Source organism: Nocardia sp. CA-135398 (assembly GCF_050955845.1).
GTDB lineage: Bacteria > Actinomycetota > Actinomycetes > Mycobacteriales > Mycobacteriaceae > Nocardia.
The window spans coordinates 3226344-3238875 of the sequence record NZ_CP192084.1 but is presented as its reverse complement, the minus strand read 5'-3'; the positions used below and the strand labels follow the sequence as shown (position 1 = coordinate 3238875).

Here is a 12532-nt window from a genome sequence, read left to right as displayed (position 1 = left end):
CTGGCGGGTACGGTTCGATGCCGGAGATAGCAAACCGGACGCCCCGCGTCGTGAGCTCACGGCCCGGAGGAGGAAGCTTGCCTAACCACGCAGGGCCTACCCCCGCCGCGAAGGCGACGAGCAGCTCCGGCAGTGCCGCCAATTGAACACAGTTTCCAGGAACGAGGTTGCGGTGTACGTAGTGATCATGGGTTGCGGACGGGTCGGCTCATCGCTGGCACGCGCCCTGGTCCGGGTCGGCCATGAGGTCACCGTGATCGACCGGGACCACAGCGCCTTCCTGCGCCTCGGCGAGGACTTTCCCGGTGAGCGGGTGGTCGGTGTCGGCTTCGACCGGGACGTGCTGACCCGCGCGGGAATCGAGCGGGCCGACGCCTTCGCCGCGGTCTCCTCCGGCGACAACTCCAACATCATCTCCGCGCGGGTGGCCCGGGAAATGTTCGGCGTACAGCGCGTGGTCGCGCGCATCTACGACGCCAAACGCGCCGCCGTCTACGAGCGCCTCGGCATTCCTACCATCGCCACCGTGCCGTGGACCACCGACCGCTTCCTCACCACGCTTATCGGCGACGGTGGCACCACCACCTGGCGCGATCCGACGGGCACCGTGGCGGTAGCCCAGTTGACGCTGCACGAGGACTGGTACGGGCGCAGCGTGCGCGATCTGGAACACAATGTGGGCGCCAGAGTCGCCTTCATCATCCGGTTCGGTCAGGGCCTGCTCCCCGAGAGCAAGACCGTGGTCCAAGCCGACGACATCGTCTATGTCGCAGCCACCTCCGGCTCCGTCGGCGAGGCCGTCGCCTTGGCCGGTAAGCCCCCAGCAAGCGAGGACTGAACATGAAAGTGGCGATCGCCGGAGCCGGCGCCGTCGGCCGATCGATAGCCAGGGAACTATTGCGCGGCGGCCACCGGGTGATGTTGCTCGAGCGCCAGCTCGACCACATCGACCCCGCCGCCATCCCGGATGCCGTCTGGGTCCATGCCGACGCGTGCGAACTCGCGCTGTTGGAGGACGCCGGCCTGCAGACCTACGAGGTCGTCATCGCCGCTACCGGCGACGATAAGGCGAATCTGGTGCACAGTCTGCTCGCCAAGACCGAATTCGGCGTGCGCCGGGTGGTGGCGCGGGTCAACGACCCGCGCAATGAATGGCTCTTCGACGCGTCCTGGGGCGTCGATGTCGCGGTGTCGACGCCGCGGCTGCTGGCCTCGCTGGTGGAAGAGGCGGTATCGGTCGGCGATCTGGTCCGGTTGATGACGCTGCGGCAGGGGCAAGCCAATCTGGTCGAGATCACCCTGCCCAGCGATACCGCCTTGGCGGGCAAGCCGGTCCGCACGCTCACCCTGCCGCGCGACGCCGCCCTGGTGACGATTCTGCGTGGCGGCCGGGTGATCGTGCCGCAGCCCGACGACCCCTTCGAGGGCGATGACGAGCTGTTGTTCGTGACCTCCGTGGAGGCCGAGGAAGACCTGCGGGTGGCGCTGGCCACGCACGGCATCAAACCCTGACTCCCCGACAAGGCTGATGCGGATCAGCGCCGGAGCTGCCTCAGGATGCGGCCACGAGCTGCGCGCGCAGCTTGTTCAGCGCGCGATGTTGCATCACCCGAACCACGCCGGGGCTGGTGCCGATGGCCTCGGCGGTCTGCGCCGCGGTCCAGCCGAGCACGATCCGCATCACCAGTACTTCGCGGTGCGCGGGCGCCAGGATCTTCATCAATTCCCGGGTCGCCTCGCGACGTTCGGACGCGATCGCCCACTCTTCCGGGCCCGGGGCGGTCGATGCCGTATCGGGCACCTCGTCGACCGGGTACATCGGGTGCAGCTGCGAACGCCGGAACGCGTCGGCCACCTTATTGGCCGCGATGCCGTAGACGAAGGCGAGGAACGACTTGCCCTGATCGCGGTAGCGCGGAATGGCGTTGACGGTGGCCAGCAGGATCTCCTGCACCACATCGTCGGCCGTGACGTGCAGATGTGCGGTATTGCCAAGGCGCGCACCGCAATACCGGCGCACCAGGGGGTGGACCAGTCGGACGATCTCGGAGACCGCGCCGCGGTCGCCCGCGGCCGCCGGACCGATCAACTTATCGAGTTCGGCCGATACCCGACGGCTCTCCGACAGGGCCGGGTTGTGATGGGCTTGATTCTTCGACAGTGCCGCAATGCTGTGCTCGGTAGCCAACGTCCGAGTCCTTCCTCGCCGATCGTGCTTTTTTGCTTGCACTGATCGTCCGACGAACTCGAACGCCCAACCAGGCACCCCAGGGTGGGTCCTCCCCCACCTCCGGCGGCGATTCGTTAACACCCCCAGCGGAATTGGGGGCGGAAAGCCTAGGCCGTTTCGGCGGCCTTACCCCGCCGCACCGGCAGATGTCCGGCCCGGCGCACCGCCCACACGGTGACGGCCAGCGCTACCGCGGTCAGCGGCCAGCCCATCGCGATGCGCGCGAAGGCCAGCCAGCCGGTGCGATCGGTGTCGTAGAGCTGGGACTGCACCAGATAGCGCGCGCCGAATACGACCACCCAGGTGGTGGTCGCCAGGTCGTAGAGGCGCACAACGCGGCGGTCTGAGCGCCATTCGGTGCCGTGGCCGTTGAGCACACCCCAGATCACACCGACCAGCGGCCAGCGCACCAGCATCGACACCAGGAACACCCCGGCGTACACCAGGCTCGTGTAGATGCCGAACAGGAAAAAGCCCTTCGCCTCACCCATCCGGTAGGCGATGAACGCGCAGATGCCCACGCCGAGGAAGCCGGAGATCGCGGGCTGGATCGGGCTGCGCCGCACCAGCCGCCACACCAGAATCGCGGCGGCCACGCCGAGTGCCGACCAGATCGCCGCGGTGAGCCCGGCGAATGTATTCACGGGCACGAAGACCAACACCGGCAACGTCGAGTAGATCAGGCCGCTGAAGCCGCCCAACTGCTCGAGCAGGGTTTGTTCGGCCTCTTCGGTTTCGGCGTCGACAGCGCGATCTACGAGGTCGGACGGGCCCGCCTCGATCGGCTCGCGCCCTGCGGTGTGGATCTCGGCGGCATTCTCGTTGCTCGATGGCATACGTCAGCTGTTCTCACGCAATTCGTAGTAGGGGTTGTAGATCACCTTACGGCCATCCCGGTCACCCACACGACCGCGGACGAGGATCTTGCGTCCCGGTTCGATACCGGGGATGCGGCGGCGACCGATCCACACCAGACTGATGGCGTCGGTGCCATCGAAGAATTCTGCCTGAACACTGGCGCCGACGGATTTCGGACACGCCTCGACGCTGCGTAGTCGGCCGAGCATGGTCGCTTCGTCACCGCGCTGACAGTCCGAGGCCCGGCAGGCACCCGACGCATCGGCCGATTCGGCGAGTTCCTCGGCGTCCAACTGATCGATATCCTCGGTCAGCCTGCGGCTCAGTCGGCGAAAATAACCTGAGGCGGCGGATGACATTTGACGCTCTCCTGCGTGGAGCAAGACGACGTGGGTCACACGCCATCGTGGTTGTTCCGGTGATGACCGGCTTAAGGCCGTATACCCGCCACTGTAGATGGGCAACCCTCCCCCCGCTACGCTCGGACCGGTGTTCGACTCCCCACATTTCGCGCCGGACCGCGCCCCGATCGCCGTGGCGTTGCCGGGCACCGGATCGGATGCCGACTTCGCCCGTCGCGCATTCGGACCGGCTTGTGCGGCACGCGGAATCGAATTCATCGCCGTCGAGCCCGACCCGTGCGGAGTGGTTGCCGGGTACCGGGCGGCGCTGGACGCCGCCGCCGAGCGCGGGCCGGTCCTGGCCACCGGGATCTCCCTCGGCGCGGCGGTCGCACTGGAATGGGCGGCTGAACATCCCGAGTCGGCAACCGGTGTAGTGGCGGCGCTACCAGCCTGGACCGGACCCGATACCGCCGCCTGCCCGGCCGCGCTCAGCGCCGCCGCCACCGCGGACCAGTTGCGTGCGGACGGGCTGGACGCGGTGGTCGAACGCATGCGCGCGAGCAGTCCGCGCTGGCTCGCCGACGCGCTCGCCCAGTCCTGGCATTCGCAATGGCCCCGGCTGCCCGAGGCACTGCAGGAGGCCGCCGACTACAAATGGCCCGACGCGGAACGACTGAGCACCGTCGCGGTGCCCGTCGCGATCGTCACCGCCGTCGACGATCCGGTGCACCCGCTGGCGGTCGCCGAGGAATGGGCCGAGCTGATCCCGCGCGCCGAATTGATCCGGATCACCCTCGATGAACTCGGCGCGAATCCCGCGATTCTCGGAAACGCGGGACTCGCGGCGCTCTAGTTCAGCCCGAGCTGCTGCATGGCCGAACCATCCGCGCCGCGGCGCGGCTCATTCGGCATGCGCGGCGGGACCAGCGGCTGGGGTGTGGGCTGCACTGCGGCCTGCTGTGCGGCCATTGCCTGCTGCTGGGCCTCCACCTGGGCCTGATGTGCGGCGGCCAGCTGCTCGGCCAGCTCCGGCGGCAGCACGACGGCCAGCGGCTCACGCACCGGCATCGGGTCGTCGCCGCGCCGAATCACGGTCTCGGTCAAGATCGCTCGCGCGGCCCGCACCAGCGGCGCACCGTCATCGGCAGCGCCCTGCGGACCCGCGGCCACCAGCCGCACCATCCATCGCGGACCGTCCACCCCGATGAAGCGCAGATCCGCGCCCTCGGTGATGGCCAGTAGTTCCCGGCCCCACGGTCCGGTCTCCACCGCCACCCTGGCGCCGTCCTTGCGTAGTGATTCGGCGAGATCGGCTGCCACCGAACGCCATTGGCCTGCCGACTTGGGCGCGGCATAGGCCGCGACAGTGATTCGACCGTGTTCGGTCGCCAGGTGCACCGCCTGCGGGGTCCCGTCCGGGGTCATCTCGACCTGTAGTTGGCCGCCGGGCGGCACCGGCAAGATCACCGAACCCAGATCGAGGCGCTGATCGGAGACATTGTCCAGCAGCTCGGCCACCTCGTCGTAGTCGTACGGGCCGGATTTGGGCATTTCCACGACGTCGTCATCGTCGTAGTCGGGCTCGTCGTACTCCGGCTCGTCAGCGTAGTGCGCTGCGACGTAATCGGCTGGGACGATCGGATTCTCGTCGGTGATCGGATCGATGATGGGGTTCTCGTCGGTGATCGGCTCATCGTCGTAATCCGCGTCGCCGTAGGCCGCGTACTCGCCGTATTCGTCGTCGTAGCGGTCCTCGACGTATTCGTCACGTCCGCCGGACTTGCGTCTCTTCCCGAACATTGCCGTCATGCCTCCTTGCCGAGAGTGCCCGCCTCGTCGGCCGACGCGGCCAGAATCGCGTGGCCACCGCTCGACCCGTAACCGCCCGCACCCCGTGTGGTGTCGTCGAGCGCCTCGACCTCCACGAAATCGACCAGTTCCACCCGTTGCACCAGCAGCTGCGCGATCCGATCGCCGCGACGCAATTCGATCGGGGTGCGCGGATCGTGATTGATCAGGCACACCTTGATTTCGCCCCGATAGCCCGCATCGACCGTGCCGGGCGTATTCACCACGGACAGACCGGTTTTCGCGGCGAGTCCGGACCTGGGATGGATCAGGCCGACCGTGCCGACCGGCAGTGCGACCGCGACACCGGTGCCGACCAGCACGCGCTCCCCTGGTTCGATGATGACGTCCTCCGTAGTGCACAGGTCCACGCCCGCGTCTCCGTGGTGGGCACGCGTCGGCACGGGGATGCCGGGATCAAGCCGCAGCAAAGGTATGGGTGAAAGGGCGCTCATGACTGCGCCTCGCTGACGCTCGGCTCCGTCATGACCGCCCGGGCGGCTGTGTTGATTAATCGCTCGCTGCGCTCGCTCACGTTCACCGAGCCTACGCGTACGCCCTCGACCTCAGTGAATTAGTGTTGAGTCGTGTCGGACCAGCCCAACCCCGTGACTATGGACGAACAACAGCGAAGCTTCGAGCCCTATCGCGAGCGCCTGTGGGTGCCGCTGTGGTGGTGGCCGATCGCGTTCGCCATCGCCGGGTTGCTGGCCGCCGAAATCCATATGGGCGCACCGGGTCTGCGCGCCTGGTTGCCCTACGCGCTGCTGTTTCCGGTGCCGGTGTGGGTGCTGTTGTGGCTGAGCCGCCACCGGGTGGAAGTCGCCCAGGATGGTTCCGGTATCCGCGAACTGCGCGCCGATCGCGCGCATCTGCCGGTGAACTTCGTGGCCAGATCGGCCACGGTGGCCCCCACCGCCAAGAGCGCGGCGCTGGGCCGCCAGCTCGACCCCGCCGCCTATGTCCAACATCGGCCATGGGTGGGGCCGATGGTGTTACTTGTCCTCGACGACCCGGACGATCCGACGCCGTACTGGCTGATCAGTACGCGACGTCCGGACCGGGTCTTGGCCGCGCTTGGCATACCTGGCTGAAGCCGGGCGTGCCGAGCGCGGGCTGACCGTTGATCTCGGCTGGAGATCAGATCTCGCGCCGCAGATCAGGCTGCGCAGTCCATGCAGATCAGCTGACCGCCACTCTCGCTGGCCAGCCTGCTCCGGTGATGGACCAGAAAACAGCTGGAACAGGTGAACTCGTCGGCCTGCTTCGGGATCACCCGAACTGTCAGGACTTCCTCGGACAAGTCCGCGCCGGGAAGCTCGAACGACTCCGCGGTATCGGATTCGTCGATATCCACGACGGCGGACTGTGCCTCGTTGCGACGAGCCTTCAGCTCCTCCAGCGAATCTTCCGACACTTCGTCGGATTCAGTGCGCCTCGGTGCGTCATAGTCGGTTGCCATGTCGTCTTCCCCTCGTCCTTACTCCGTATATCCCGGACCGGGCCACTCACACCGATTCTCTCGAATCGGACTGACCAGCACCGCCCCGCCGGTGGTGCACGTCACACGTACACCGGTCCCCTATCAGGGCGGATCATGCGGACCCACCTTTGATAGCGCTCGGTAAACGCAGGACATGCCCTTCTTGTTCCCGCGACCGACCACCGATTTGGGCTGCGATGTTTCGATCTGGGCCGCCAGACAATAGCGGACGCCAGAGCAAAAGTCGCAATCAAAACACAGACGATTCGAAACTGAGGGGTAATCGACACCAACCGTGAACTCGCCGAGACCTTACGCGCTGTCCAGAAAACGTTTTCGTAGAGTGTGCACGTGGTTTCACTCATCACCGAAGGCAGCGCAACGGATCGAACGGGTCAACCCTTCGTCCGGCGACGCAACCAGCCATGGTTGATCCTGGTCGGCGTCCTACTCCTGATCTGCACCGTGGTGTGGATCAAGGCCCTGACCACCGAGGACAGCAGCGGAACCGCGATGGCGTGCAATTCGCCGAGTCCGGCCACCGACGCCAAATCGCCGCAACCGGCTCCGCTGGGTCAGCGGGTCGGCCAGTCGCGGTTGACCGACGTCGAACCGGCGGCGCTGGCCTCCTCCAAGGTCCGCGTGCTGAACGCGAACAACAAGAGCGGTCAGGCCTCGCACATCGCCTCGGCGCTCGGCGATCTGGGCTTCGCGAGCGCACCGGGGCAGCAATTCGGTAACGATCCGGTCTACGTCAACGGCGACCTGAACTGCACCGGCCAGATCCGCTTCGGTGTGAACGGCCGACCGGCCGCCGCATCGGTCCAGTTGGTCGCGCCGTGCGCCGAGCTGGTCGAGGATCAGCGCAACGACGACACCGTGGACCTGGTACTCGGTTCGGTATTCGGCGAATCGCTGCGGCCCAGCCCCGATGCCGAGGAAGTGCTGAAATCGTTGAAGAATCCGGCGCCGGGCGGATCGACATCCATCGATCCCAAACTGCTGTCCGCCGCGCGCACGGCACGCTGCTGACCTCCCACTGAACCGACCTTCATCGCCCCGGTCTGCCGTTTCGGCACACCGGGGCGATCCGTTATTCAGGCGTCCTGGATCGCGGTTGTCGCGCCGACGCGTTCGAGCAGTTCGGTCAATTCGTTCGCCACGCCCGGCGCGGCGGCGACCACCAACTCACCGGCCGCACCCGGGCTGGTCGCCGCGGGCAAACGCAACGACGCACCCGCCTCCGCGGCGATCAACGCGCCCGCGGCCCAGTCCCAGGCGTTGAGTCCGTGTTCGTAGTACGCATCGATGCGGCCCTCGGCGACGAAGCACAGATCCAGTGCCGCCGCGCCGAGGCGGCGGATATCGCGGATCTCCGGCAGGATCCGCGCGACCAGTTCCGCCTGCCTGGCCCTGCGTTGCTTGCCATAGGCGAATCCGGTGGCCACCAAGGCCATCGATGCCGACCGCACCGGTGTGCAGCGCAGATGTTCCACCGTGCCGTCACCGGTCACCTTCGTGGCGCCCATCCGCACCCCGGCACTGTAGGTCGCTGCCCGCGCGACATCGACCACGGCACCGGCGACGGGTTGTCCGTCGCGCACCGCGGCCACCGAAATCGCATAGCCCGGAATGCCGTACAGGAAGTTCACGGTGCCGTCGATCGGGTCGACGACCCAGTGCACGGTGTCACCGTCGCCGCCCGCCAGACTGCCGCCGCCCTCCTCACCGAGGATCGGATCGCCGGGGCGCGCTTCGCCGAGCAGTCGCCGGATCAGATCCTCGGTCTCGGTATCGACGATGGTCACCGGATCGGTGGGGTGGCCTTTGGCCTGCACGGCGCCGTCGCGCGCACCCTCCGGACCGAATACCTCGGGGCGGCGCGAGCGCACATGCGCGGCCGCGGTTTCGGCGAGTTGGACCGCGATCCGGCGCAATTCGGCGACGTCTTCGGACGGCGTCGCGGTCGGGCGGGCGGTAACTGACGCTCTGGTCTCCGGCATGCCCCCATGCCATCACAGATCCTCGGCGAACGGGAACCGATGCCCGCCCATTACTCTTGTCGTGCACGACACAACGCCGTCGTCGGGCACATCACCGCATGCTCCGCGACCAGCCAGTGGTGAGCTCCCGTGCGGCGGCGCGTTCATCACATCGGCCAGCACAGGGAACGAGGGAACGTCATGTCCGCTCGGGGGCACGCATTCGGAATCGATATCGGTGGCAGCGGCGTCAAGGGCGCCGCGGTGGATCTGACCACCGGAGCATTGGTCCATGAGCGGATAAAGATTCTGACACCGCATCCCTCGACACCGCAGGCGGTCGCCGACGCGGTCGCCAAATTGGTCGCCCAGGCCGATTGGGACGGCCCGGTCGGCATCACGCTGCCCTCGGTCGTGCTGGGGGGCGTGGCGCAGACGGCCGCCAATATCGATAAGGCGTGGATCGGCACCGACGCGCGGGCGCTGTTCTCCGAAGCCCTCGACGGCCGCGCCGTCACCGTGCTCAACGATGCCGACGCGGCCGGTCTGGCCGAAGACCGCTATGGCGCGGCAAAGGATTTCGAGGGTCTGGTGCTGCTGCTGACCTTCGGTACCGGAATCGGCTCGGCGCTGCTGTTCCACGGCACGCTGGTGCCCAATACCGAACTCGGCCATCTGGAGATCGGCGGTATGGAGACCGAACACCGCGCCGCCGCCTCGATCAAGGATCGCGACGGACTGACCTACGAGCAGTGGGCCGCACAGGTCAGCATTGTGCTCAGCGGCCTGGAGAATTTGTTCTGGCCGAAGGTCTTCGTCGCGGGTGGGGGCATCAGTCGCGCGGCCGAGCAATGGATTCCGTTGCTCACCAACCGAACCCAGGTAATTCCCGCCACTTTGGAGAACACGGCGGGCATTGTCGGGGCGGCCATGGCGATCGACGCAGGCATCGCGCCGTAGACGCGCGGAGGTGCGGCATTAGCCGTTGCCGGGATCGTCCCGTAGGTACCCTGGTTCGATCGTTACAATGGAACGTACTCCGGCCGCAAGCCGGAAACCCCAGACCCGGCGCTCAGCCGGTGAAACCCGACAGACCGCTCCGCCGGAACACCACTCTGGCGTGACGCCGCACGAGACCGTCACGAAAGGGCGTACGTGGTAGCCACGACCCGTCAGACCGCCGAATCGGCCGATGCCGACTCCGCAGATGTAACCGAAGCACGGCCGGTCCGCAAGGCTGCCGCGAAGAAGGCTCCGGCCAAGAAAGCCGCCGCCAAGAAGGCTCCGGCCAAGAAGGCCGCCGCGAAGGCGACGAAGGGCCCGGCCAAGAAAGCCGGACCGAAGAAGGCCGGTCCGGACGGCGAGCCCGGCGGCGACGAGAACCTCGAGACCGAGGATCTGGATCTGGAGGATCTGGGCGATCTCGAGGTGTCCGAGGACGATCTCACCGACGAGGCCGAGGAACTGGTCGAGGACGTCGCCGAAGAGGTCGAGGAGGGCGAACCGTCCGCCGCGGACAAGGCCTCCGGCGACTTCGTCTGGGACGAGGAGGAATCCGAGGCGCTGCGCCAGGCTCGCAAGGATGCCGAACTCACGGCATCGGCCGACTCGGTGCGTGCCTACCTCAAGCAGATCGGCAAGGTCGCGCTGCTCAACGCCGAGGAGGAGGTCGAACTCGCCAAGCGGATCGAGGCCGGTCTCTACGCCGCGGAGAAGGTGCGTGAATTCGCCGAGCAGGGTGAGAAGCTGCCGGTCGCGATGCGTCGCGATTACACCTGGATCGTGCGCGACGGCAACCGCGCCAAGAACCACCTGCTCGAAGCCAACCTGCGTCTGGTGGTCTCGCTGGCCAAGCGCTACACCGGCCGCGGCATGGCATTCCTGGACCTGATCCAGGAGGGCAACCTCGGTCTGATCCGCGCGGTGGAGAAGTTCGACTACACCAAGGGCTACAAGTTCTCCACGTACGCCACCTGGTGGATCCGGCAGGCCATTACCCGCGCCATGGCCGATCAGGCCCGCACCATCCGCATTCCGGTGCATATGGTCGAGGTCATCAACAAGCTCGGGCGCATCCAGCGCGAGCTGCTCCAGGATCTGGGCCGCGAGCCCACCCCGGAGGAGCTGGCCAAGGAAATGGACATCACGCCGGAGAAGGTCCTCGAGATCCAGCAGTACGCGCGTGAGCCCATCTCGCTGGACCAGACCATCGGCGATGAGGGTGACAGTCAGCTCGGCGACTTCATCGAGGACTCCGAGGCCGTCGTCGCGGTGGACGCGGTGAGCTTCACGCTGCTGCAGGATCAGCTGCAGTCGGTGCTGGAGACGCTGTCCGAGCGGGAGGCGGGCGTGGTCCGGCTGCGCTTCGGCCTGACCGACGGCCAGCCGCGCACCCTCGACGAGATCGGCCAGGTGTACGGGGTGACCCGTGAGCGCATCCGGCAGATCGAGTCGAAGACCATGAGCAAGCTGCGCCATCCGAGCCGCTCGCAGGTCCTGCGCGACTACCTCGACTAGTTCGTTCTGCTCGATTTTTCGAAGCGCCCGCGCCCAACAGCGCGGGCGCTTCTTTTTTCGCACCCCGGCCTTTTTGTCATTCCATCGACCGGCAACTCCGCCCGCATTCGCTCCGCCTACGGTCCCGCTACTGTCGAATCCGACTGCGCCCATAGGGATTTTCCATACTCTCGAGCCGAATCTATTCTGCGACAGACCCTTTCGGCGTTCACTTGCGCAACCGATCAGCCACGGAACGGCAATCGACACAGCGTCCGCCTCGCTAACCAATTCGGGTTTCAATCAAACCTGAAAGTGACCGAAACCACTTCTGCGAAACCAGATTTCGGCTCCACCGAGTCGATGACTGTCGTATCGTCTGACCCGCTGTTGTTTCAATCGCCGGAAGTTCGGTCTTCGGCAGTGGGGGCGTGCGTGCTCGACATCTACCATTTCAGTTACGGTCTAATGACCCCGCTGCTGGCCTACTCCATGTCGGTCACCGGATGCCTGCTCGGCTTGCAGTGCGCCGCGCGTGGCCGCACCGGCAAGGACCGGATCGGCTGGCTGCTCGGCGCGGCCGTCGCCATCGGCGGCACCGGTATCTGGGTCATGCATTTCATTGCGATACTGGGCTTTTCGATCCGCGGCTCGGAGATACGGTTCGACATTCCGCTCACCCTGCTCAGCGCGATCACCGCGATCGCCGTGGTCGGCATCGGGCTTTTCATCGTCGTCAAACCCGAACCGTCACTGCTCGGCCTGCTGAGTGGGGGGACGATCACCGGACTCGGCGTCGGGGCCATGCATTACATGGGCATGTACGCGATGAAGTCGAATGCGGTGATCACCTACGACGCGCGCCGCGTCGGGCTCTCACTGGTCATCGCGGTGGTCGCGGCCACGGTTGCACTCTGGTTCACGTTGCGGGTCAAAGGATTTGCGGCCACCGTCGGCGCCGGACTGATCATGGGCGTTGCGGTCTGCGGTATGCACTACACCGGGATGTCCGCGATGCACGCGCACACCGGAGATACCCATACCCCGACAGGGGCCGGTGCCATGGATCTGATCGCACCGCTGATCGTGGTGGCCAGTGTGGTGACCATGCTCCTGCTCATCAGCGTGAGCCTGACCGAGATCGAGCGCAATATCGAACTGCCGCCGCTGCGCATCGCACCACGCGCCAAACTCGATCCGCTACCGCCACTGCCGCCGGTGGAGTCGGAGATGCCGTCCGCGACCGCGTACTGGCCAACGCGGACCGAGGTACCGCGTTCGTGAATCCAGC

At 66.5% G+C, this 12532-nt stretch carries 15 protein-coding genes; 8 read left to right on the top strand and 7 right to left on the bottom strand.

The window, feature by feature from the left end:
- Positions 1 to 172 precede the first annotated feature (172 nt).
- Both ACQP1T_RS14285 and ACQP1T_RS14280 read left to right on the top strand, forming a co-directional pair.
- The gene (locus ACQP1T_RS14285) at positions 173 to 838 is read left to right on the top strand and encodes a potassium channel family protein (RefSeq protein ID WP_433760620.1); all 666 of its coding nucleotides are present in this window, start codon (positions 173 to 175) and stop codon (positions 836 to 838) included.
- A gap of 2 nt (positions 839 to 840) precedes the next feature.
- Positions 841 to 1512, top strand: a complete 672-nt coding sequence (locus ACQP1T_RS14280; protein WP_062988989.1) for a potassium channel family protein — start codon at positions 841 to 843, stop codon at positions 1510 to 1512.
- Positions 1513 to 1552: 40 nt separating this feature from the next.
- On the opposite strand, the gene ACQP1T_RS14275 is transcribed toward ACQP1T_RS14280, so the two are convergent.
- The 3 genes from ACQP1T_RS14275 to ACQP1T_RS14265 form a co-directional block, all read right to left on the bottom strand.
- On the bottom strand, positions 1553 to 2188 hold the full coding sequence (locus tag ACQP1T_RS14275) for a sigma-70 family RNA polymerase sigma factor (RefSeq protein ID WP_433760619.1): 636 nt from the start codon (positions 2186 to 2188) through the stop codon (positions 1553 to 1555).
- A 149-nt stretch (positions 2189 to 2337) separates the two neighbouring features.
- Positions 2338 to 3066, bottom strand: a complete 729-nt coding sequence (locus ACQP1T_RS14270; RefSeq protein ID WP_433760617.1) for a DUF3159 domain-containing protein — start codon at positions 3064 to 3066, stop codon at positions 2338 to 2340.
- Between the two features lie 3 nt (positions 3067 to 3069).
- Positions 3070 to 3447: an OB-fold nucleic acid binding domain-containing protein gene (locus ACQP1T_RS14265; protein WP_040692536.1), complete on the bottom strand. Its 378-nt coding sequence runs from the start codon at positions 3445 to 3447 to the stop codon at positions 3070 to 3072.
- A gap of 130 nt (positions 3448 to 3577) precedes the next feature.
- Here ACQP1T_RS14265 and ACQP1T_RS14260 point away from each other — a divergent pair, with 130 nt between their 5' ends.
- A complete protein-coding gene (locus tag ACQP1T_RS14260) occupies positions 3578 to 4285 on the top strand; it encodes an alpha/beta hydrolase (protein ID WP_433760615.1) in 708 nt (235 codons plus the stop codon).
- Here ACQP1T_RS14260 and ACQP1T_RS14255 read toward each other — a convergent pair.
- Both ACQP1T_RS14255 and dut read right to left on the bottom strand, forming a co-directional pair.
- Positions 4282 to 5232, bottom strand: coding sequence for a DUF3710 domain-containing protein (locus ACQP1T_RS14255; protein ID WP_433760613.1), 951 nt, complete (start codon positions 5230 to 5232; stop codon positions 4282 to 4284). The genes ACQP1T_RS14260 and ACQP1T_RS14255 overlap by 4 nt on opposite strands.
- 5 nt (positions 5233 to 5237) lie before the next feature.
- Positions 5238 to 5735 carry a dUTP diphosphatase gene (dut, locus tag ACQP1T_RS14250; protein WP_433760612.1) on the bottom strand — a complete coding sequence of 166 codons (498 nt, stop codon included), beginning with the start codon at positions 5733 to 5735 and terminating at the stop codon, positions 5238 to 5240.
- A 159-nt stretch (positions 5736 to 5894) separates the two neighbouring features.
- Here dut and ACQP1T_RS14245 point away from each other — a divergent pair, with 159 nt between their 5' ends.
- Positions 5895 to 6374 carry a DUF3093 domain-containing protein gene (locus ACQP1T_RS14245; protein WP_063043606.1) on the top strand — a complete coding sequence of 160 codons (480 nt, stop codon included), beginning with the start codon at positions 5895 to 5897 and terminating at the stop codon, positions 6372 to 6374.
- Between the two features lie 65 nt (positions 6375 to 6439).
- Here the strand turns inward: ACQP1T_RS14245 and ACQP1T_RS14240 are convergent, their stop codons facing one another.
- Complete coding sequence (locus tag ACQP1T_RS14240; RefSeq protein ID WP_040692543.1) at positions 6440 to 6742, bottom strand: DUF4193 domain-containing protein; 303 nt, start codon at positions 6740 to 6742, stop codon at positions 6440 to 6442.
- Between the two features lie 372 nt (positions 6743 to 7114).
- Here ACQP1T_RS14240 and cei point away from each other — a divergent pair, with 372 nt between their 5' ends.
- Positions 7115 to 7795: an envelope integrity protein Cei gene (gene cei, locus ACQP1T_RS14235; RefSeq protein WP_433760611.1), complete on the top strand. Its 681-nt coding sequence runs from the start codon at positions 7115 to 7117 to the stop codon at positions 7793 to 7795.
- Positions 7796 to 7860: 65 nt separating this feature from the next.
- Here cei and ACQP1T_RS14230 read toward each other — a convergent pair whose 3' ends face one another.
- The gene (locus ACQP1T_RS14230) at positions 7861 to 8766 is read right to left on the bottom strand and encodes an inositol monophosphatase family protein (protein WP_433760610.1); all 906 of its coding nucleotides are present in this window, start codon (positions 8764 to 8766) and stop codon (positions 7861 to 7863) included.
- A 180-nt stretch (positions 8767 to 8946) separates the two neighbouring features.
- Here ACQP1T_RS14230 and ppgK point away from each other — a divergent pair, with 180 nt between their 5' ends.
- The 3 genes from ppgK (at position 8947) to ACQP1T_RS14215 (ending at position 12525) form a co-directional block, all read left to right on the top strand.
- Positions 8947 to 9705 (top strand): polyphosphate--glucose phosphotransferase, encoded by a 759-nt coding sequence (gene ppgK / locus ACQP1T_RS14225; protein ID WP_433760609.1) that lies wholly within the window; start codon positions 8947 to 8949, stop codon positions 9703 to 9705.
- A gap of 195 nt (positions 9706 to 9900) precedes the next feature.
- Positions 9901 to 11262 (top strand): RNA polymerase sigma factor, encoded by a 1362-nt coding sequence (locus tag ACQP1T_RS14220; RefSeq protein ID WP_433760607.1) that lies wholly within the window; start codon positions 9901 to 9903, stop codon positions 11260 to 11262.
- Positions 11263 to 11676: 414 nt separating this feature from the next.
- Positions 11677 to 12525: an MHYT domain-containing protein gene (locus tag ACQP1T_RS14215; protein WP_433760606.1), complete on the top strand. Its 849-nt coding sequence runs from the start codon at positions 11677 to 11679 to the stop codon at positions 12523 to 12525.
- Positions 12526 to 12532 lie beyond the last annotated feature (7 nt).